At 58.2% G+C, this 21662-nt stretch carries 19 protein-coding genes; 11 read left to right on the top strand and 8 right to left on the bottom strand.

Features of this window, described 5'->3' with window-relative positions; genetic code table 11:
• The first annotated feature begins 2 nt into the window (after nucleotides 1-2).
• The gene (locus tag ACQY4G_RS14555) at nucleotides 3-833 is read left to right on the top strand and encodes a class I SAM-dependent methyltransferase (RefSeq protein ID WP_421991921.1); all 831 of its coding nucleotides are present in this window, start codon (nucleotides 3-5) and stop codon (nucleotides 831-833) included.
• 72 nt (nucleotides 834-905) lie between these two features.
• The gene (gene alaS, locus ACQY4G_RS14550; RefSeq protein ID WP_421991919.1) at nucleotides 906-3569 is read left to right on the top strand and encodes an alanine--tRNA ligase; all 2664 of its coding nucleotides are present in this window, start codon (nucleotides 906-908) and stop codon (nucleotides 3567-3569) included.
• 13 nt (nucleotides 3570-3582) lie between these two features.
• Here alaS and ACQY4G_RS14545 read toward each other — a convergent pair whose 3' ends face one another.
• The 6 genes from ACQY4G_RS14545 to ACQY4G_RS14520 all read right to left on the bottom strand — a co-directional run bounded on the left by ACQY4G_RS14545 (nucleotide 3583) and on the right by ACQY4G_RS14520 (nucleotide 9722).
• Complete coding sequence (locus tag ACQY4G_RS14545; protein ID WP_067689945.1) at nucleotides 3583-3762, bottom strand: hypothetical protein; 180 nt, start codon at nucleotides 3760-3762, stop codon at nucleotides 3583-3585.
• A gap of 43 nt (nucleotides 3763-3805) precedes the next feature.
• Nucleotides 3806-4327 (bottom strand): hypothetical protein, encoded by a 522-nt coding sequence (locus tag ACQY4G_RS14540; protein ID WP_421991917.1) that lies wholly within the window; start codon nucleotides 4325-4327, stop codon nucleotides 3806-3808.
• A 3-nt stretch (nucleotides 4328-4330) separates the two neighbouring features.
• Nucleotides 4331-6091, bottom strand: coding sequence for a cation:proton antiporter (locus tag ACQY4G_RS14535; protein ID WP_421991915.1), 1761 nt, complete (start codon nucleotides 6089-6091; stop codon nucleotides 4331-4333).
• A gap of 50 nt (nucleotides 6092-6141) precedes the next feature.
• A complete protein-coding gene (locus tag ACQY4G_RS14530) occupies nucleotides 6142-7797 on the bottom strand; it encodes a GNAT family N-acetyltransferase (protein ID WP_421991913.1) in 1656 nt (551 codons plus the stop codon).
• A 162-nt stretch (nucleotides 7798-7959) separates the two neighbouring features.
• A complete protein-coding gene (locus tag ACQY4G_RS14525; RefSeq protein ID WP_067689935.1) occupies nucleotides 7960-9180 on the bottom strand; it encodes an NADP-dependent isocitrate dehydrogenase in 1221 nt (406 codons plus the stop codon).
• 305 nt (nucleotides 9181-9485) lie between these two features.
• Nucleotides 9486-9722: a hypothetical protein gene (locus ACQY4G_RS14520; RefSeq protein ID WP_291177007.1), complete on the bottom strand. Its 237-nt coding sequence runs from the start codon at nucleotides 9720-9722 to the stop codon at nucleotides 9486-9488.
• Between the two features lie 571 nt (nucleotides 9723-10293).
• On the opposite strand from ACQY4G_RS14520, the gene ACQY4G_RS14515 reads away from it, so the two are divergent.
• The gene (locus tag ACQY4G_RS14515; RefSeq protein ID WP_421991911.1) at nucleotides 10294-11547 is read left to right on the top strand and encodes a sugar transferase; all 1254 of its coding nucleotides are present in this window, start codon (nucleotides 10294-10296) and stop codon (nucleotides 11545-11547) included.
• Nucleotides 11548-11653: 106 nt separating this feature from the next.
• The gene (locus ACQY4G_RS14510) at nucleotides 11654-12556 is read left to right on the top strand and encodes an IS1595 family transposase (protein ID WP_421991909.1); all 903 of its coding nucleotides are present in this window, start codon (nucleotides 11654-11656) and stop codon (nucleotides 12554-12556) included.
• 125 nt (nucleotides 12557-12681) lie between these two features.
• Here the strand turns inward: ACQY4G_RS14510 and ACQY4G_RS14505 are convergent, their stop codons facing one another.
• Both ACQY4G_RS14505 and nusG read right to left on the bottom strand, forming a co-directional pair.
• Nucleotides 12682-13116: a hypothetical protein gene (locus ACQY4G_RS14505; protein WP_421991907.1), complete on the bottom strand. Its 435-nt coding sequence runs from the start codon at nucleotides 13114-13116 to the stop codon at nucleotides 12682-12684.
• 380 nt (nucleotides 13117-13496) lie between these two features.
• Complete coding sequence (gene nusG / locus ACQY4G_RS14500; RefSeq protein WP_421991905.1) at nucleotides 13497-14171, bottom strand: transcription termination/antitermination protein NusG; 675 nt, start codon at nucleotides 14169-14171, stop codon at nucleotides 13497-13499.
• Between the two features lie 102 nt (nucleotides 14172-14273).
• On the opposite strand from nusG, the gene ACQY4G_RS14495 reads away from it, so the two are divergent.
• From ACQY4G_RS14495 to ACQY4G_RS14465, 7 genes are all read left to right on the top strand, one after another.
• Nucleotides 14274-14663 carry a MarR family EPS-associated transcriptional regulator gene (locus ACQY4G_RS14495; protein ID WP_421991903.1) on the top strand — a complete coding sequence of 130 codons (390 nt, stop codon included), beginning with the start codon at nucleotides 14274-14276 and terminating at the stop codon, nucleotides 14661-14663.
• A gap of 324 nt (nucleotides 14664-14987) precedes the next feature.
• On the top strand, nucleotides 14988-16043 hold the full coding sequence (locus ACQY4G_RS14490; protein ID WP_421991901.1) for a glycosyltransferase family 4 protein: 1056 nt from the start codon (nucleotides 14988-14990) through the stop codon (nucleotides 16041-16043).
• Nucleotides 16044-16133: 90 nt separating this feature from the next.
• Entirely contained in the window at nucleotides 16134-17570 is a 1437-nt protein-coding gene (locus ACQY4G_RS14485; protein WP_421991899.1) for a hypothetical protein, read from the top strand.
• On the top strand, nucleotides 17515-18816 hold the full coding sequence (locus ACQY4G_RS14480; RefSeq protein ID WP_421991897.1) for a glycosyltransferase: 1302 nt from the start codon (nucleotides 17515-17517) through the stop codon (nucleotides 18814-18816). The genes ACQY4G_RS14485 and ACQY4G_RS14480 overlap by 56 nt, the downstream gene beginning before the upstream one ends.
• A complete protein-coding gene (locus ACQY4G_RS14475; RefSeq protein ID WP_421991895.1) occupies nucleotides 18813-19730 on the top strand; it encodes an NAD-dependent epimerase/dehydratase family protein in 918 nt (305 codons plus the stop codon). Before ACQY4G_RS14480 ends, ACQY4G_RS14475 begins: the two co-directional genes overlap by 4 nt.
• A complete protein-coding gene (locus ACQY4G_RS14470) occupies nucleotides 19727-20728 on the top strand; it encodes a sulfotransferase family protein (protein ID WP_421991893.1) in 1002 nt (333 codons plus the stop codon). The genes ACQY4G_RS14475 and ACQY4G_RS14470 overlap by 4 nt, the downstream gene beginning before the upstream one ends.
• Before the next feature lie 51 nt (nucleotides 20729-20779).
• Nucleotides 20780-21640, top strand: a complete 861-nt coding sequence (locus ACQY4G_RS14465; protein ID WP_421991891.1) for a class I SAM-dependent methyltransferase — start codon at nucleotides 20780-20782, stop codon at nucleotides 21638-21640.
• The last annotated feature ends 22 nt before the right edge of the window (nucleotides 21641-21662 follow it).

Raw genomic sequence — 21662 nt, 5'->3', positions numbered from 1 at the left:
TCATGACCAACCAATTCGAATGGACCGGCCAGGTCGGGAACGTCTGGGCCGCGGAGTGGCAGCGGACCGATCGCAGTTTCACCCCCGTGACGCACCGTCTGCTCGAAGCCGCCCAATCGCAGGGTTTCGCGCAGGCGCTGGACATCGGCTGCGGTGCGGGTGAGCTTGCCGTCTCGCTGGCTGCCGAGGCGCCCTCCGCAAGGGTGATCGGTGTCGACGTGAGCGACGAATTGCTCGGCATCGCGCGCGAACGCGGCGATGCCTTGCCAAACTTGCGGTTCGAACTCTGCGATGCGGCTGCGTGGACGCCGGGCGAGGGGGAACGGCCCGATCTGCTCGTTTCGCGTCATGGCGTGATGTTCTTCGACGATCCCGTTGCCGCATTCGCGCATATCGCGGGCGAAGCTGCGCCCGGGGCGAACCTCATCTTTTCCTGCTTCCGCGAGCGAAAGGAGAACGCCTGGGTGCGCGAGCTCGCATCCGCATTGCCGCCGGGCGAGGGCCCCAAGCCGGACCCGAATGCACCGGGCCCCTTTGCTTTCGGCGATCGCGACCGGGTGGCCGGTATTCTCGCCGATGCCGGTTGGCGCGAGATCGACTTCGAACCGATCGACTACCCGATGCTTGCCGGAGAGGGCCCGGGCGCGGTCGACGAAGCGCTGTCCTATTTCCTGCGTATCGGGCCCGCAGCGCGCGCTGTGGCATCGCTCGAAGGGAAGCAACGCGAGGATGCGCTTGCCGGCCTGCGCAACGTTATGGAGCGCAATCTGAGCGACACCCGTGTCACATTGCCCGCCGCCTGCTGGATCGTCACCGCCCGCGCGCCCGGCTGATCGCCGATACTGCACAGTCTGGCCGGGCTTTCGCGCTTGTCGGCTGGGGTACGATTGCCTAACTGCCCGCTCATGACTTCGACCAACGACATCCGCCGCAGCTTCCTCGATTATTTCGGCTCGCACGAGCACGCCGAAGTCGCCAGCGCGCCGCTCGTTCCCTTCAGCGACCCGACGCTGATGTTCGTCAATGCCGGCATGGTGCCGTTCAAGAATGCTTTCACCGGTCTCGAAACGCCGCCCGCACCGCGCGCAACCAGCGCGCAGAAGTGCGTGCGCGCCGGGGGCAAGCACAACGATCTCGACAATGTCGGCTACACCGCGCGGCACCACACCTTCTTCGAGATGCTCGGCAATTTCAGCTTCGGCGACTATTTCAAGGAGCAGGCGATCGAGCATGCCTGGACGCTGCTGACCCGCGAATGGGGGCTCGACAAGGACCGCCTGCTGGTCACGGTCTACCATACCGACGACGAGGCCTTCGACCTGTGGAAGAAGCTGACCGGCTTCGCCGACGAACGGATCATCCGCATCCCGACCAAGGACAATTTCTGGGCCATGGGTTCGGATGGACCATGCGGACCGTGTTCGGAAATCTTCTACGATCATGGCGATCACATCTGGGGCGGCCCTCCGGGCAGTCCGGAAGAAGACGGGGACCGCTTCGTCGAGATCTGGAACCTCGTCTTCATGCAGTTCACGCAGGAAAACGACGAAATCGTCGGCGACCTGCCCAAGCCGAGCATCGACACCGGCATGGGAATCGAGCGCATCGCCGCGGTGATGCAGGGCGTGCACGACAATTACGATACCGATACGTTCAGGAACCTGATCGCGGCGAGCGAAAGCCTGACCGGGGTCGAGGCAGTGGGTGATTCGACCGCCAGCCACCGGGTGATCGCCGATCACCTGCGCTCGACCAGCTTCCTGATGGCCGACGGGGTGCTGCCGTCCAACGAAGGGCGCGGATACGTGCTGCGCCGGATCATGCGTCGCGCCATGCGCCATGCGCACCTGCTCGGCGCAAGCGAGCCGTTGATGCATCGCCTCGTTCCGGCACTGGTCACCGAGATGGGGCAGGCCTATTCCGAACTCGTGCGCGGTCAGGCGCTGATCGAGGAGGTGCTCGAGCGTGAGGAGACGCAGTTCCGCCGCACGCTCGACAAGGGGCTCAAGCTGCTCGACGAGGCGACCGGCGACATGTGCGAGGGCGGCACGCTCGACGGCGAGACCGCGTTCAAGCTCTACGACACCTACGGCTTTCCCTACGACCTTACCGAGGATGCGTTGCGCAGCCGCGGGATCGGCGTCGACAGGAACGGTTTCGATGCGGCGATGCAGCAGCAGAAAGCCGCCGCGCGCGCCGCGTGGAAGGGGTCTGGCGAAGCCGCCAGCGAGGACGTCTGGTTCGATATTGCCGAGCGCGAGGGCTCGACCGAGTTTACCGGCTACAACTCGACCACGGGCGAGGCGGCGGTCGTCGCCATCGTCAAGGACGGCATCGAGGTGGAATCGGCCAAGGAGGGCGATGCGGTCGTGATCCTGACCAACCAGACCCCCTTCTATGGCGAAAGCGGCGGCCAGACGGGTGATGCGGGCCGTATCTGGACGCCCGAAGGGCTCGAATTCGCGGTCGATACCACCAACAAGCCCCTGGGCCGCCTGCACACGCATGTCGGCACGATCGCCAAGGGCTCGGTAAAGCTCGGCGACGCGGTGCATCTCGAGGTCGATGCCGAGCGCCGCGACCGCATTCGCGCGAACCATTCGGCGACGCACCTCGTGCATGCCGCTCTGCGCAACCGGCTCGGCGGACATGTGACGCAGAAGGGATCGCTGGTCTCCGACGACCGCTTCCGCTTCGACTTCTCGCATCCCAAGCCGCTGAGCGACGAGGACGTCGCTGCGATCGAGGCCGAGGTGAACGAGGAAATCCGCGCCAACGAGCAGGTGGGCACGCGGCTGATGACGCCCGACGATGCGGTTGCCGCGGGTGCCCTGGCGCTCTTCGGCGAAAAGTACGGCGACGAGGTTCGCGTATTGTCGATGGGCCGGGCGGGCGACGAGGGTCGCAGCTATTCGGTCGAGCTATGCGGCGGCACGCATGTCAAGGCGACGGGCGACATCGGTGTGTTCAAGATCGTGTCCGAAAGCGCGGTCAGTTCGGGCGTGCGCCGGATCGAGGCGCTGACCGGCGAAGCCGCGCGCCAGTGGCTTGTCGCGCGCGATGATGCGGTAAAAGCCATTGCCAATGCGCTCAAGACGTCTCCGGACGAAGCGCCCGCGCGGGTTTCGGCGTTGGTCGAGGAGCGCAAGCGGCTGGAAAAGGAACTGGCCGAGGCAAAGCGTGCCCTGGCTTTGGGCGGCGGCGGTTCGGGCGATGCCGGACCGGCCAACGAGGATATCGGCGGCGTGACCTTCTCCGGTCAGGTGATCGAGGGATTGAGCCCCAAGGAACTGCGCCCGCTGCTCGACGAGGCCAAGACCCGCATGGGTTCGGGCATCGCGGCAATTTGCGCGGTCAATGACGGCAAGGGTGCCTTCGCCGTGGCGGTAACCGACGATCTGAACGAGCGTTTCAGCGCGGTCGACCTCGTTCGCATCGGCGTGGAAGCGCTTGGCGGCAAGGGCGGGGGTGGTCGCCCCGACATGGCGCAGGGCGGCGGTCCCGACGGCAGCAAGGCCGAAGCGGCACTCGCTGCCGTGCGGGATGCGATCGCTAAGGTTTCTGCTTAACGAACAAGCGCAATCACGCGCTGGGGGTTTTCTTGGTCACCCCGCTGGAACCCTGCTCGATATCGTAGCCTTCGGTATCGCCCGGAGCGCCCCGTTTGCTCGTCGGCGCCTTGTCCTTCAGCGGGTCCTGTACGTTCTGCGGCTTGAATTTCTCGCTATTGGGCGTCGGTTCGGTCGGGTCGGGATTGCTCATGTCTTTCTCCTTTGCCCAACCAACGCGCGGGCAATGCGAAAGTTCAGGATTTCCGCAGGTAGGCGGGAGCGAGCGAGGCATAGATGCTGCGCAACGCCCGTTCGCAGCGTGCGATCCGCCCGCTGTCTCGCACAGTGTGAAGCGATCCGGCGATTTCCCGCAATTCACCGCTTACCTGCCGCAATTCTTCCTTCAGACCGTCTTGCGGTGCAGCCTCCATCGCCTTTTCGGCCAAATAGGCAAGGTCGCTGACCGGGCGCATGGCGAGGAAGGCCTCGATCATGGGGCGGAGCAGCGCCGGATCTTCGCGCCAGTCCCTGCCGCCGAACAATTGCTGGACCACATGCTGGCCCGCCCCAAAGCACTCGTAGCGGGTGCAGCCGGCAAAGCCTTGTTCGACACGATTTTCGTAGATCGTACACAGCCCGTCCTTGCCAAGCTTGGGGCAGGGCTCGCCCGCTGCCTTGGCGGCGGAGAACCCCGGCATGTCCTGGGATGGATAGGCGATACAGCACAGCGCCGCGCAGCGGCTGCAGTCCGAGCGGGTCTCCAGCACGGGCGCCACGGCTCAGGCCTCCGTTGTGCTCGTGCGCAGCTTGGGCTTGTAGGCGAGCGCGCCTTCCTGCTCGATCTGCTCACGGAACTCGTCGCGCTTTTCGTGGATCGAGGCGATCACCGGACCCATCGCAACGCCGATATCGACCAGCACCGCCTCGGACAGTTGAAGCGAGCTTTCCAGCGTTTCCGGCACTGCGTGGCTGGCGCCGACGCGATAGAGTTCGGCGGCATGGCGCACATCGCGTGCGCGGCAAACGATCAGCAGGTCGGGATATTCCTTGCGAAGCTTGGAGACCAGCCGTTGCACCAGCACCGGTTCGTCCATGGTGAGGACGACGGCGAGGGCGTTTTCAACCCCCAAGCGGGTCATCGAGTCGCCTCGGGCCGCATCGCCGAACGTGGCGCGAAAGCCGCTGCGCTTCGCATCCTCGATCAGGTCCGGATCGGAATCGAGCGCGATATAGGGTTTCTCATGCGCGTGGAGCATCTGCGCAACCAACAGACCCACGCGGCCCGCCCCGACGATGATGACCCTTGCTTCATTACCCGTGTCCTCGGGCAATTCGGGAATGGGTTCGACCCTCCGCGCGATCGCACGACCCAGACGTGCGAGCAGCGGCGTGACGGTCAGGCCGATGGCGGTCACGATCTGCCAGAACTGGGCTGTGCCGGGTTGGATCAGCAGGGCCGAGCTGGCCGCGGCGATGATGATGAGGCTGGTTTCCGATGGGCTTGCCATCAGGATTCCCGTTTCCGCGGCCGTGCTGCGGCGTGCGCCCATCAGACGGAGCAGAACGCCGGTGACCAGCGCTTTGAACGGCAGGATCAGCAGCACCGCTGTCGCAATCAGGCCGAGGTTCTCCCAGATCGTCTGCAAGTCGATGCTCATGCCGACCGTAATCAGAAAAACACCCAGCGCGAGCCCCTTGAAGGGCTCCATGATCGTTTCGACTTCACCGTGATATTCGGTCTCGGCAATCAGCAGGCCCGCGATCAGAGCTCCGACGATCGGCGACAGGCCCACCGCCGCGGTGGCGAGGCTGGCGCCGATCACCACCAGCAGGGAGGCGGCGAGGAAAAGCTCTGGGCTCTTGGTGCGCGCGGCCTGGCCGAACAGGCGAGGAAGGGCGACACGGCCCAGGATCATCATCGCGGCGATGACGAGGCCGCCCTGCCACAGAGTGGTGAGCATGCCTTCCCAGCCCTCTCCTGCCGCATTGGGTGCCATGGCGCCGAGGACGAAGATGATCGGCACGATCATGATGTCTTCGAACAGCAGCATGGCCAGGGCCGCGCGGCCGACCGGCGAATGCGTGCCGGCGATGGGCAGCACGATGGCGGTCGAGGAGAAGGCGAGGGCAAATCCGAGTGCCAGGGCGCCGGTCCAGAACTGGCCCATCATCGACAGCGCGATCGCGAGGCAGCTGCCGATCACGATAAGCTCCATCGCGCCGAGCCCGAAGACCAGTTTTCGCATTTGCCACAAGCGGTTGAAGCTGAGTTCGAGACCGATCGTGAACAGCAGCAGGATTATCCCGAACTCGGCAAATGGCTCCAGCGCCTCGGGATCGGATATGGTTATGTGATTGAGCCATGGATGCTCGAAGACGAGCCGCCCGAGGCCATAGGGCCCCACGGCAATGCCGATCAGGATGAAACCGATGATCGGTGTTACGCGAAAGCGCGTGAAGACCGGGATGACGAGCCCTGCCGCCCCGAGAATCACCAGCGCGTCCGATACCGCCGGGCTTGCGAATTCAGCCGATGCCATGGACTTACTCGTAACCGCGCCTTGCTACGCTGTCACGACGCTTGCGCGGGCTACCCCCCGCCGGCATGCGAGGGGCCGAGCGGTTCGCGGCGCGGGCGCGGTTTGCCCGGGTGCTTGCCGTCCTCGTCCCATTCGATGCGGTAGAGGTCGAAGCGGCGGTCGGCGAGGTTGCGCACCGTCCCCTCGGCACGGGCCCAGCTGAGATCGGCGAGGTTGATATCGCTGATCGTCAGCGTCTCCACATTCTCGCTGGCCTCGGCGGCGATCCCGTCGCGCGCGAAGGGGAAATCGCAGGGCGTCAGAATGCAGCTTTGCGCATATTGGATGTCCATGTTCGCGACATTGGGCAGGTTGCCGACATTGCCGCTGAGGACGATGAAGCACTGGTTCTCGATCGCTCGCGCCTGCCCGCAATAGCGCACGCGCAAGTAGCCCTGGCGGCTATCGGTGCAGAACGGCACGAAGATGATTCGCGCGCCCTCGTCGGCCAACCGGCGGCTGAGTTCGGGGAATTCGCTATCGTAGCAGATCTGCACACCGATCGGACCGCAGTCGGTCTGAATCACCTCGACCTTGTCGCCGCCCTTGATGTTCCACCAATACCGCTCGTTCGGGGTGGGATGGATCTTTTCCTGCGCGTGGACCGACCCGTCGCGCAGGCAGACATAGGCGACGTTGTGAATGTCGCCGTCCTCCATCCGTGTCGGGTGCGAGCCGGCGATGATGTTGATGTTGTAGCGCATCGCCATTTCCGAAATGTCGGTGCGCAGGCGCGGAGTGTATTCGGATAGCCGCTCGATCGCTTCGACCGGCGAGAGCTCCTTCTCCTCGAAACTCAGCAGCATGAGCGTGAAGAGTTCGGGAAAGACGATGAAATCCGCCTCGTAATCGCTTGCGACATCGACGAAATAGCGAATCGCGCGCATGAATTCGTCGTAATCGGCAACCTGGCGCGCCTGGAGCTGGCAGGTCGCCACGCGCACCGCCTCGACCCCGCGCGGGAGTCGTTTCTTGACCGGTTGGTCGCGCTCCACATAGGGATTGCGCCAGACCATCATGACGGCATTGGCCATCGAGGCTTTGTCCTCCGGCAGGTAGCCTTCCATGATCCGTTCGGGCTCGAAGCCGTTGGCCAGTTGGAAGCGCAATACGGGGTCGTGCAGTTTCCCTGCGACGACCTTCTCAAGATAGTCTTCCGGTCCGTCGACCCGCCGGCGAAAACGTCGATAGTTGGGCATCCGTCCGGCGAATACGATACCGGTCAAATCCTTCTCTTCGGCGAGCGCGCGGCGTTCTTCGTAAAGCCGCCGCCCGATGCGCACGCCGCGTACTTTGGGATCGACGCACATCTCGTAACCATAGAGCCAGTCGCCGGTGGGATCGTGCCGGCTGCCATAGCCATTGCCGGTGATCTCGTCCCAGTCGTGCGGCTGGAATGCGAGCGCCTGAGCCAGTTGCATAGTCGCGCAATAGCCGACCACTTCGTCGTCGAGCAGGGCGACGAAGCAGCCTTCCTTGAAATTGTTGATCTGGCCGCGGATTTCGCCGTGGGTATAGGCGGGCATGTCCTCGTAGACCCGGCGAACGAGTTTCGCGATGCCGGGGATGTCCTTGATCATCGCATTGCGCACCTCGAGCCGGCGCTGGCCGAACTTCTCGGTGCCCTTGCGTTTCACACTGCGCGTCTTGGTCGGCTGCTTGGCCATTAGCCCCTCGATTAAAATGTTTGCGAGCGACCGAAGGTCGCGCGGCATTCCTTGGTCATACCGTGCCAGAAAAGCAAAGGGCGCCGCGTCATTCGACGCCGCGCCCTGGATTGCTCCCTCGCAATGCTCATCGCAATGACGAGCAAGCGGGGTGGTTCCTCATCAGGCCCAGGCCTGCATTTCCTTCTCGAGATTCTCGACGATCGCCTCGAAGAATTGTTCGGTGGTCATCCAGCTCTGGTCCGGACCGATGAGCAGCGCGAGGTCCTTGGTCATATTGCCGCTCTCGACCGTCTTGATGCAGACCTTCTCGAGCGTTTCGGCGAACTTCACCACCTCGGGGGTGTTGTCGAAGCGGCCGCGATAGATCAGCCCACGGGTCCAGGCGAAGATGCTTGCGATCGGGTTGGTGCTGGTCGCCTTGCCTTCCTGATGCTGGCGATAGTGGCGCGTGACGGTGCCGTGCGCGGCTTCTGCCTCGACGGTCTTGCCATCGGGCGTCATCAGCACCGAAGTCATCAGGCCGAGCGAACCGAAGCCCTGCGCCACCACGTCCGACTGAACGTCGCCGTCGTAGTTCTTGCAAGCCCAGACGAATTTGCCGCTCCACTTGAGCGCGGCAGCGACCATGTCGTCGATCAGGCGGTGCTCGTAGGTGATGCCGGCTTCCTTGAACTTGTCCGCGAACTCCGCGTCGAACACTTCCTGGAACAGGTCCTTGAAGCGGCCATCGTACTTCTTGAGGATGGTGTTCTTGGTCGACAGGTAGACCGGCCAGCCGCGGTCGAGGCCGTAGTTCATGCAGGCGCGCGCGAAATCGCGAATACTGTCGTCGAGATTGTACATCGCCATGGCGACGCCCGAACTCTGGAACTCGTAGACGTCGAGATCGATGTTCTCGCCGTTCTCGCCTTCGAACACCAGGCGCAGCTTGCCCGCGCCGGGGATGAGCGTGTCCTTTGCACGGTACTGGTCGCCGAAAGCGTGGCGACCGACCACGATCGGGTCGGTCCAGCCCGGGACGAGCCGCGGGACATTGTCGATTACGATCGGCTCGCGGAAGACGACGCCGCCGAGGATGTTGCGGATCGTGCCATTGGGGCTCACCCACATCTTCTGGAGGTCGAATTCCTCGACACGCGCTTCGTCGGGCGTGATCGTCGCGCATTTTACGCCGACGCCATACTTCTTGATGGCGTTGGCTGCGTCGACAGTGATCTGGTCTTCCGTTTCGTCGCGCTTTTCGATCGACAGGTCGTAATACTTCAGGTCGACGTCGAGATAGGGCAGGATCAGCCGTTCGCGGATCCACTGCCAGATGATTTTCGTCATTTCGTCGCCGTCGAGCTCGACGATCGGGTTCGCAACCTTGATCTTCGCCATGGGTTTCCTGTTCATTCGGATGTGTGTTGCGCGCGCCATAGCAGAGCGCCGGGCGAGGGCAAGGGAGCGGTCGCACCATCGCGGCCCGCCGAGAGCGAGCGAAGGTCAAACGCACCGACCTGCGACCATGGACCTTTGCCACGGCCATTACACGACCGGCAGGATCGGCGGAGATAGGGCACGGCAATGGCCCCGATGGACCGGTCAAGCGATAGATAAAGCGGCGATCGGAATTTACGCCGCACATGAAAAAACCGGCCGCGGAGAAGCTCCGCGACCGGTTCAATCAAAATTCAGTCAGATCGTTACGGGCTGACCGGCGTGTCGTCGTCGTCGCTTGCAGCGGCGATGATGCCACCGATAACGGCGAGGCCAGCCAGGATAGCGATGATGAGGCCAGTGCCACCCAGTTCCGAGCTATCTTTGGCGCTCTGCGAAGAACGCTCAACGGCAACCGAGGCAGCAGGTGCGGCCGAAGCAGCTACGGGCGCGAACGCCATTGCAGCAGCCGAAGCCGAGATCATTATTTTCTTTGCAATCATGTTTATCTCCGTTGCATTTTTTGTTCACGACAAGCGACACAAATTTCGCGCCGCAACGCGCCCGTTTTCGATTCTCTTGGTAATTGAAGTGACGCGGTGTCGCAACCCCTTTTGTCCCCTGAATCGAACCGTTTGTCTGCTTGAAGCCCCAATAATTCCGATTGGTTCCCAGAAAGTTGACGTCTCAGCTATTTTTGGGCCCGTCGAACTTCGCTCTTCATAAGCTGCGTCGTTGAAGCAGAATGCTCCTCCAACTCCCCGTCGGCGGAGCTTACACGGAAGCTGAACGGTTTACTTTGGCCCAACCATTGCCTTGCCTCATCCCTAACGCTGCGATGTCAATCCTGCGGAGTTCGGCCCTGCCGATCTGGCAGCTGTGAAGGACACTTTCTGACAATCCCACTATGGTAAGTGGACTGACCTCAGGCTATCGGCATTAACTTAGAAAAACCCGGCTGGTCTGAATTGCAAGTTGAGGCTAGATAGAGACAAGCGGCGCTAAGGCTCTCGGAGGAAAATCTTGTCAGTAAATTTGCCCTCGGCGATAGTTCGTCGCGGCTTATTCCACTCGTTGCGATTTGAACTCGCTTTCGTTCTGTTGCTTGGTGTGGCAGTGCCGATTTTTGTACTCGCGGTGGTTGAAGTGGGTGCACCTCCCAGCCCTACACGGGCGGTCAATTGGATCACGCAAGGGCCCGCCGGGAATTCGCTCGTAGGCGTGACGCTCTGCGCCTTGGGTGCGATCGCAGTTCTTCGCCGATTGCGGTTCTATCCGGGCGTGGCTGTCGCCAGGTCGATTCTGCCCGTGATGGGGATCTCATTCGGATTGCTGATCGCGGTCATCGCCGGGTTCAGGCTCGATTATTCCAGTAAAGTACTTGCCACTGGATTCTTTGGCATTTTGACCGCGCGTTTCGCCATCACTGCAATGCGATCACGAGCCAAGGGCTTGTTGTATTACCTCGTTCCGGGAGGGCGGGCAGATCTCATTAGTGAATTGCGTTCAGCGCCAGTCCTGGTCCTGACAAACCCCTCATTAAAGAATCTGCCCGATTGTGCGATCGTAGCCGATGTGTATGCGGACCTCGCGCCCGAATGGGAAAGATTTCTTGCCGAAGCTGCGATCTCCGGTCGCCCCGTGTATCATTACAAGCAAGTTTGGGAGGCGGAGACCGGTAGGGTGCAGATAGAACATCTGTCCGAGAATAGCTTTGGCGCGCTCGTCCCGAACTTCGCTTATCAGAAAATGAAGCGTGCGATCGACTTGGCGCTTTCCTTGCTCCTGCTTCCGATTATCATCCCTCTGGTTTCTGTTTGTGCCCTAGCCATTAAGTGGGACAGTAAGGGGCCGGTATTCTTTCGCCAGCGCCGAATGGGGTTCCGCGGGAATGAGTTCCGCGTCCTCAAGCTTCGAACGATGAGCGAAGGGCACGACGGAGAAAATCGCGATCTGTCGATCACACGGTCCGGAGACAAACGTGTCACAAAGGTCGGCGGTTTCCTGCGCCGGACCCGGTTGGATGAATTGCCCCAGGTCATCAACATCTTGCGCGGCGAGATGAGCTGGATCGGACCGCGGCCCGAGGCTGTGAGCCTCTCGAAATGGTACGAAGGCGAGATACCATTCTACCGGTATCGGCATATTGTCCGTCCAGGGATCAGTGGATGGGCCCAAGTTAATCAAGGACATGTAGCCGAAGTGGATGAAGTGGACGAGAAACTTCAGTATGATTTCTACTATATCAAGAATTTGTCCTATTGGTTGGACATCATTATAGTGCTGAGAACCGTTAAAGTCATGCTTTCTGGCTTCGGTTCCAAATGAAGGTGGCGCCGCCTACATTGGATGTGTGGGTCGGAAATGGCCATAAACTAAATTATGGGGGTGTATCCCCTTTACATACGTAACGGATTGTGGCATATAATGGGGTATGACGAAGCCCCTCACTACCGCCCAATTCTTCCGCCAGTTTCCTGACGATGAAACCTGCCTTCAGCATCTGTTCGATGTTCGCTTTGGACAGGGTTATGAGTGCCCCAAGTGCGAGCGCGAGAGTAAGTGGTTTCGCATCAAGGCAGAGCGCGCCTATTCCTGCCAGTGGTGCGGCCACCATCTGCACCCGACCGTTGGCACTCCGTTTGAAAAGACGCGCACGCCTCTCCAGCTTTGGTTCTATGCGATCCACCTATTCACCGTCACCCGCCACGGCGTATCGGGCAAAGAACTCCAGCGTCAGCTAGGCGTGACCTACAAGACCGCTTGGCGCATGGCCAAGCTCATTCGTGAGCACATGGCGGACGTTGATGGCGACCATCCTATCGGCGGTGAAGGCACGAATGTCGAGATTGACGAAACCCTTATGGGCGGCGTGAAGCGCGGCAAACACAATCGCGGTAGTGCCGCCAAGACCGTTGTAGTGGGCGCTCTTGAACGTGGCGGCGATCTGGTGGCCCAAGTGGTCCCGAACCAGCGCCGCGCTACCCTAGAGCCGTTTGTGACCGCCAACGTCCGTATCGGCGGCAACGTCCACACTGACGAGCTGCGCTCTTATGCTCGCCTGTCGGATGCTGGCTACCGTCACGCTCGCGTGAACCACGGCGCGATGGAATATGCCTATTACGATTATCGCCTAGCCGAGACGGTGACGGTCAACGGCATCGAGAATTTCTGGCGGCACCTGAAATGCTCAATCAACGGCACCCACACCAGCGTCAGCGCCAAGCACCTGAACAGCTACGTCAAGGAATTCGAGTATCGCTTCAATCGTCGCAATTGTCCGGAGACGATGCTTCCGGAGCTTCTTTCGACTTTCCGGCCATTGACCGCAGCGTAGCTTCAAATACCTCGCGGTCGCCAATCTCGCCTTCGTGTTCTGCGATGAACTGGTCGAGTTTGTCGCCATCCAATGCTTGCTTTAGGGTGATCATCATGCGATTCTATCACACATGACTGATGCAGTCACTTTGATCCGGAGTTTTTCCGCCTTTCAATGGCCGCCGCCTTTCGGCGCTCATGGCGATTGGGGGTAGACGATGTTGCTATTTGTTTTAGGGGCTGCGTCAGCATCTCTTGTGTGGGCCGTAACTGTCCTACTGGTGTCGCGCCGTCGATCCGCTGCTTCTCAAGCTCTTCGCCAATCTTCTCAAGAGCTTTCGATTGCCGCTCTGCAACTCGTCGATCTTCTTCAGCGGAAGCGCCAGACTGTTTCCAATAATAATGCGCTAGAAGAATAGTTAGGATAGCGAGCAGGACACCGAGAGCGCCAGCGTTGTCGTTCGTCCAATTCCATGCATCGGCTAGCCGATCATCTATTTCAATTACCTCTTGGTAGGCAGTATGGGCATCCTTCTCGCCTGCCTCGACAGCTTCCGCGATTTCTTTGAACTTCTGCACTTTCTCCCGCGTCATTCCCGGCGCGGTAAGAGCGTGAATTATGCCATCCGGGGCTGTGTAATGCCCTGGGTGCACAACCGCATCTCCGCCACACTCCGGACACCTGCTGACGTGCGTACCTGTGATATGCAGATTTTGAATGCTCCCACCTTCACCGATCCCGATGAAATTGCTCTCGAGAGTCTTCCCGCATTTTCTACATGTTGCCATTAGCGCCATGCCGGAATCCTAGAAAGCAGAACCCCGCAAGAGTCAATTACCTATGCGAAGGGGATACACCCCAAATTATGGTGCTGCGTGTTCTCACCCGTTCGATCAACGGCCGGTTACAATTTCGACAATCGCAGGGGGCAGCATAAAGTCTCAGCGAACTCGGCTCACTAAATCACAACCCTCAAATCTGAACGCGGCATCGAAGAACGTATTGATTGGCCCATCATATCGATGAGCACCCACGCGCGTTCGTTCGCCGCCAATTTCTCCACTATTCCAAAAAAATTGGCCAAGGGCCCGTGGCTGATCTCAACCCTATCTCTTTCTGCGACGGCGACATGGTTCCGAATGCAGCCTTCATTGTCGCAACGGCTCATGAGTTCTCCGATGAGCTCCTCCGGCACGGTCGCGGGTTCGAGACCAAAGCTCACCAATTTTGCTACCCCATAAGTGGAGCGTATTGCTCTCCAGGGTGTATCATCCGCCTCGATGCCGACGAACAAGTAGCCTGGGAAAAAAGGAGTCTTCACTGGCGTCAGCTGACCTCTTAATCTACGGGTCCGGCGGTCTAGCGGAAGGAAACATCTAAAGCCCTGCCGTTCCAAGTTGCGCTTGGCTATGGAGGTCGAATTGGGCTTTATCTGCGCAAGCAACCAGAGGGCTTTTTTTTCAGGTCTCATTTGGCTCGTCCATTTGATAAGTTCGATGCTTTCTTGTGCACGACCAATGTACCCTGATTGAGAAGGCATTCGGTGAGAGTTGCGGTGAAGCCGGTTAATGGTTGCAGGGAACTGTGAGGTCCGTTTGCCCTTGACCGCTATGCGCAAGCTGATATCGCTCAAAGTTGAACGATGCAAATGCATTGTCACATAGATGGCCCTGATTCCGTGCGGATGGTGCTCACCAGGCTCGGTGCGGTAGCGTGCCTAATTCCAATGTGATCGGTGGCTGGTCGTCCTACAAAACTCAATGAGAATGCACGCTTTCGAGCGCTTCGCCTGCTCGAAAAAAAGCCCAACGTTTCTCAACGCGAACTGGCTGAAGAAATCGGAATCAGCGTGGGTAGTGCGAACTATGTTGTCCGCGCGTTAATTGAGAGAGGGCTGGTCAAGGTGGCCAATTTCAAGGCTGCCGAAGATAAGCGTCGATATTCGTATATTCTTACGCCCAAGGGGCTCGCTGAGAAGGCTGCGCTGACCGGTCGGTTTTTGGTAAAGCGGCTAAAGGAATATGAGGCGCTGAGAAAAGAAATTGAGGAACTCAGATTGGAAGATCGGCCTCGATCCGGCGAAGGTTCCGAAGTCTCTTCTGTTGATGAAGACGGGGAGGTGTAATCGTATGCAGCGGTCTGTTTTGGCCTTTCTGGTCCAACCCCTTAATCGCATCATTGTTGGAAGAATTTTGCTATCGGCGGAGAATAAAGAAATTTTGATTGCGATGCTTTCTCGCTTAGTGAGATTGTGAGCTTGCGGTTACTTCTTACAAACCCGGCTCCGGGCCGACTTGTCAGATGCTCAGGGTTTTTCGTTATCGGGTGTTTGGTGTCCAAGCATGAACCAAAAGTATCATGGTAAGTTTAGCTCCTCCTGCCACACCTCAAGGAATGGAAACTTACAAGCTGATTGCGACCAGGTGAGTCTATGCGAATTCTTATGATCATGAACGGTGAGGGCATTGGCGGTGCTGAACTTCAATTCGTTGAACTGGCCAACCAGTTGGACCATAATCATGATGTGACCTTGGTCTGCCTACAGGGCTCGAACAGTGTGCAGGCTGGCAAGCTTTCGCCCAATATTCAAATCAAAGAGTTCCCATACCCTTCTGGGAGTCGATCGCTCGGCCAGCTGTTTCGTGCGATTCAATTTTGCCGCCGCCTCGAATATGATGCAATCGTCACAACAGCATTCATCGGCGACTTTGTCGGCTCCCTTTCCAAACACGACGCAAGACAAAAGTTGATATCTTTGCAGACGATCTCCGCGAAGAAGCGACATCATTTCGCGGACAGAATCTTGCTGAAGCGTTACGATTCTCTGGTTGCGGGATGTCGAGATATCGAGAAATTCCTTATCTCGAACGGTCAAAGTCCTGGCAAAATTCGAGTAATAAATAATTGGGTCGACTTCTCTGCGCGAAAGGTAACGAAGAGCGTGTCAGAAGTTCGGGCAAATTATGGCTTTGGGGAAGCGGGAGCGGTCGTGGGTTGTATTGGGCGCATGCACCATCAGAAGGGCCAAGAGTATCTCATTCGTGCCTTTCTGACACTGTCCGAGCATCTGTCAGACGCGATGCTTGTCCTCGTCGGAGATGGTCCACTCAAGAGCGAGATGATGAAAGAGGCCGGGGCGTCCAAAAGGGTAGTCTTTACTGGAACGGTCACAGGAGACGATTACACAAACCTCCTCAACTCATTTGATGTATACGTGCAGCCTTCACGCTTTGAAGGGCTGCCTCGAACCTTGCTCGATGCAATGTACATGGGTTTGCCGATTGTCGCGAGCGCTGCCAACGGCATGAGTGACATAATCAAACACGGGGAAAATGGATGGTTGGTCCCGCCAGAAGATGAAAGAGCCATCGTAACGGCACTTGAATATCTTCTCCGAAATCGAGAGTGTGCGCAAAAAGCTGGAAAGATTGCTGCACATGACGCTCGCAAGAATTACGCCATGAGCGAGCAAACTGCGAAAATTGAGCAATTGATTTTTCAATGATAGGGCTCTCAAGCGACGTTTGCCAAACGAGTAAATGGCAGAGGGACATTTTTTCTTTGCCTATTTGCAAAAACCCCGGAGTTTAGGCTGTTGTATTTCTTAATTGCTGCAATTTGGCTGGTTTGCTTCTGGGAATGGCTTATTAGCTTCTTGCCGTTGGAAGACGCAATCCGCGCCGCCTTGACGCAAGTTCCAGAGTTGGTGATACTTATTGGTGCGTTGGCGGTCCAAGGTAAGCTTGGATCGTCACACAAGGGGTTTCGCGGCATCGGTTATGGCTTGGATCCGTTGCTGCTTTCGTTCCTTGCATGGATTATTATATCTACCCTCCTGACGACCAGCAGCGCCGGGCGCTACCTGGCCCCAGATCTCTTCGTCTCGCTTCTTAATATTAAGGCCCTAATTAGATATCTCGCTGTCTTCTATCTTATTGTGAAGATAGACTGGTCTGCGACGGAATACATCAAAGTCCGATCAGCAATCTTGATGGTTGTAGTAGTCGAAGCAGCTATCGGACTGGCGCAGATATCTTTTGGGCAAGCTGCGCTCGAGTTCTTCTCTCCAAAGGGCATTGAAGATGCATTCGGTGTTACAAGAGATACATTCTTGGACCGTGGGAGGAGTTCTATTGAGATTTACGGCACTTTCCGAAATACTATTTCGTTCGCATATTTGATGATGATCGGGGCTATAATTATTTTAGTATCAGGTGTCCGATTTGGCCCGATTGGACCGCGAATTCTTGCACTCCCGCTAACAGCACTGATCTTTGCCTCTGGATCGCGAGTAGTTCTTTTCCTGACATTGGCAATATACATATTGTACTTTTTTAAATTCAATGTTGCCCGAGTATCAAAAGCCAAGATTTTCTTTCTTTCGATCACAGGTGTTTTCTTCTTGGTAGCGACCTACGTTTTTATCTTGAGCCTAGATCTAAATATTGAACGTGGCGCCGCCGCGTTTGTGTTCTCCAGAGACTATATTGAAGCAGCGATGAACCAACGGCTGGGAATCGTAACTCTTGTCTTGCCTCAACTGATTTACGACCCTCAAATTTTATTTGGATTTGGTGCAGACAAATCTTACATTGCCAGTTACGCAATAAACACAACCTATCTGACAAATTATGCCCTGATAGCGTCGCTAAGACTTACATTAGAAGATGTGTACTGGATATCGTTGTTATTATACTTCGGAATACCTGGATTTCTTTTGTTTTGCGTTTTTCTATACAAGATTTACGCTCGATTATCGGATCTGGTGCGGGTTAAGGATCGCTGGTTTTCCGAGGCCGCTGAGATTGCTAGACTTCTATTGCTACTCAGCATTCCGCTGAACTTCGTAAATCAGGCCTTTGAAGTTCAGGTCTTTGCCCTGGTTGTCTGGTCTTTGTCCGCAATTGCCCTTCGAGGGGCACAACGGCCTGTGTCGCGCGATATCAAGCGCAGTCCACAAGACTCGGTGCAGCTTAATGTCGCACACGGTGCTGCAGCGCTTAATGCCGATCTCCGGGCTCGTTTACGATGAAAGAAACAGGACTGGGCAAGGTGGTGAGATGAGAGTTTTGCTTGCCCACAACAATTACAGCATTGCCGGCGGCGCTGAGGTGTTCTTCCACGAAATCGGCCGGCTGTTGGAAGAGCACGGCCACGAGGTGGCGAAATTTTGCTGCGCCGAAGAAGGGCTATCTGTTCGCTATGCTGAGCATTTTCCGCGGATCGATCACTATGGTGACGGTGGCTTGCTCGCCAAGGCCTTTCGGGTTCCTTCTGTCATCTACAACAATAAAGCCAAGGCAAGGATGGCGAAGGTGCTGAACGATTTTCGGCCTGATATCGTACACTGCTTTGCGATCTATGGGCGTCTTACACCCTCTATCCTCGATGCAGTTCGCGAAACTGGCGTTCCAACGGTACTTTCCTGCAACGATTATAAACACATCTGCCCCAACTATAAGCTTTTCCACCATGGGCGCGTCTGCATGGATTGCAGGGGCGGGAGGTTTTACAACGCGATCTTGAACCGATGCTGCCATGACGATCTTGCGGTCAGTGCGGTTGCCGCGCTGGAGGCATATGCGCACCAACACATGGATGTCTGGCGTAAGAATGTCGTTCGCTTCCTCTTCGCGAGCCGCTTCATGGAAGAAAGAACGCATGAATTCTGGGGTGAGGGGCAAGTCAGGACCGACATCTTGCAGAACCCGTTCGACGCTAGCGAGCACTACGTGGAGCCGCACGCTGGCGATGCAATACTCTATTTCGGGCGGCTAATAGAGGAGAAGGGCGTCAAAGTCCTGCTCGACGCTGCGAGGCTCTGCCCCGAGGTGCCGGTGGTGATTGTTGGTGACGGTCCTGACGCGCCCAAGGTTGAAGCTACCGCTTCCGAACTTCCCAATGTCCGCTTCGTTGGCCCGGCCTGGGGCGAGAGCCTCAGGCGACATATGCGCGCGGCCCGAGCGGTGGTCGTCCCTTCGCTGTGGCACGAGAACTTCCCATATGTGATACTGCAGGCATTTGCTGCGGGCTTGCCGGTGATTGGTGCGCGTCGCGGCGGGATTCCTGAATTGGTCGCTGCTGGGCAGCATGGCTGGCTTTTCGAACCCACCAAGGTTGTCGAATTGGCTGCAATAATGCAGCAGGTCGCCAAGCTTCCAGCTGAAAAAATCGAATCCATAGGCTCGAAGGCGCAGAATTATGTGTCCGTTACATTCAGTGACGATGCGATTTATGCAGATCTGGAGCGAATCTATGCAGAGGTGTTGAAGTCGTGAGGGCTCTGGTTATTGGCGGCAGCGGCTTTATCGGCTCGCACCTAGTAGATGCTCTCATCCACGCAGGGTATTCCGTCCGCACTTATGACCGAGTATCGGAGCGGTTCCGCCCGAACCCACAGCGTGTCGAGTTTGTGCAGGGCGATTTCAGCGATAGTGCGATGCTGGCAGAGGCTTTGACCGGAGTCGATATCGTCTTTCACCTCTTGTCTACCACCGTACCCGGCACGTCTAATCTCGATCCAGTAGCCGATATCGAAGGGAATCTCGTTAACTCCGTACGACTCCTTGCACTGATGCGTGAGGCCGGAATCAAGAGGCTGGTGTTCTTGTCATCCGGAGGCACTGTTTACGGCATTCCGCAATCCGATCCAGTCGCGGAAGACCACCTTCTGCAGCCGATCAGTTCCTATGGCATTGTCAAGTCGGCCATCGAGCAATATCTGCACATGGAGCATCACCTATACGGGTTGGATTATACCGTGCTGCGCGCGTCCAACCCCTATGGACCGAGGCAGGGGCATGGCGGAGTGCAGGGGGTGATCGGCACCTATCTTTGGAGCTACGCACATGGCGAACCGCTCCAGCTTTGGGGCGATGGCAGCGTGGTGCGCGACTTCATCTATGTCGAGGACCTGGCCGAGCTGTGCCTCAGGGCTGCGCAGAGCAGCAAGGTTGGCTGCTACAATGCAGGTAGCGGCGAAGGCCATTCGATCCGCCAGGTCATCGATGCCATTTCCGCTGTCGTCGGCGAAGAGATCCAGCCCGAGGTCAAGCCGGGCCGGGGGATCGATGTGCCGCGTTCGGTACTCGATATCAGCAAGGCGAGGGAGGCGTTCGACTGGGCACCAGCCACTTCGCTCGAAGACGGTATCCGTCGCAACTGGGCCTGGGTGCAGGAGCAGCCGGCATGATCTTTATCGTCGGCAACTCGCGGAGCGGCACCACCATGCTGGGCCGCATCTTCGGCATGAATAGCCGTGTGCACAGCTTTGGTGAGCTGCATTTCTTTGAGCAGATGATCGCCAGCGATACGCTCCGTAGCGATCCCGAGTGGCCGCGGGACAAGCTGCTCAAGCTGGCCGAGCGGCTCATCACCTCATCGCGCGAAGGGCTGTTTTTCAATGTGCCCGAAGGCAAGTACACCGCCGAAGCCGAAGCGATCATTGCCGGGCTCGACCGTCGGGGTCCGGTCAGCCTCTATAAGGCTGTTCTCGCCGCACACACCGCCGAGGCGGGGAAGGCCATCCCGCTCGAGCAGACGCCGCGCTACCTCTTCACGACCGAAGAAATCCTCGAGGCCTTCCCCGATAGCCACGTGATCAACATCGTCCGCGATCCGCGTGACGTAATGCTGAGCCAAAAGAATCGCTGGAAGCGCGGGCGTCTTAGTGGCTCGGGCATCCCGCTACTCTGGACCATTCGCTCGTGGGCCAATTACCACCCCGTCACGACCTCGAAGCTGTGGAGTTCGGCGGTGAAGATGGCCGACCGCATGGTGAGCCACCACCGGTTCCATTCAATCAGCTACGAAGGCCTGCTGAACGATCCCGAGCCGGTCTTGCGCGGAGTCTGCGCGGAGATCGAACTGCCGTTCGAGCCCGAGATGCTGCAAGTGACTCAGGTCGGTTCCTCAATGGGCATAGACAAGCCCGACCAGCGCGGGCTCGACAAGAGCCGCATCGGCTCATGGAAGAATGGCAAGCTGACTGATGCCGAAATTGCCATTTGCGAACAGGTCGCCGGCAAGCAAATGCAGGCACATGGCTATGAACTCTCGGGCCGCAGTGCCAACCCGCTATCGTTACTGACGGCCAAGGCCGGTTTCCCTATCAAGCTGGCCTTCGCCAGCGTCGTTAATCTCAACCGGTTCAGGAATCTACCCCAGATCGTGAAAAGAAGGCTTTCCTAACGATGGTTGCGCGCTCCCTCTCCACTCCTCTCCAAACACTAGAACGGCTCCATGCTTCAGAGAATTAGCCAGACCATTTTCCAGGGCGTCAGCTGGCAGCACCCGGTCATCGCCGCTGGACTGAGAGTGCTCGACCCGATCGACAAGCTGGTGCGCGTCGCGGGCGGGCGCGGGGCTTACCCGCCGATGTCGATCCGCGTGCGCTCGAACGGCCTTCGCAAGCAGTTCAACGGCAAGCGGTTCGAATCCTTTGGCAAGATCCTGGCAGAGGAGCTGGCCAATCGATCCGGGCTGAAGCGGGATTCCAAGGTGCTGGAGATCGGCTGCGGCTGTGGCCGGTTCGCGTTTGGCCTTTCGGACGTACTCGAAGACGGCGCCTATACCGGCATCGACATCGATGCGCCCTCGATCGTTTCGGCCAAGAACAATACCTTCCTCCAGCGCAAGAAGTTCCGTTTCGAGCACCTAGACGTCCACAACGCCGAGTACAATCCGACCGGCAAGGTGTCGGCCAACGAGTACCGCTTCGAGTTCGACGACAACAGCTTCGACGTGGTGTTCCTAGTTTCGGTCTTCACCCACATGTTGCCCGATGACGTGAGGAACTACATAAAGGAAATTGGCCGCATGCTGAAACCCGGTGGGCACCTGATGTTCACCACCTTCGTTATGGATTCGGGCACCAAGTTCGACGGCAACGATTTCGTTTACGGCACCGGCCCATACCGCTCCTCGCACCCTGAGATGCACGAAATCTGTGTCGGCTATTACATCGATTTCCTCGACGAATGCCTAAGGGAGGCCAGGTTAGTTCGGACCGATGACCCTGTCTACAGCACCAAGGGCCGCAGCGTGCCGGATGCCCAGACGACCGAGTTCGGCCAGGATCTCATCATCGCCCGCAAGGGCTGACGGGACTGCGCAGAGATCAGTC

Source organism: Qipengyuania sp. (assembly GCF_965277845.1).
In the GTDB taxonomy this organism is placed as follows: domain Bacteria; phylum Pseudomonadota; class Alphaproteobacteria; order Sphingomonadales; family Sphingomonadaceae; genus Qipengyuania.
The sequence above is the reverse complement of the archived record's forward strand: the minus strand, read 5'-3'. Positions and strand labels throughout refer to the sequence as shown.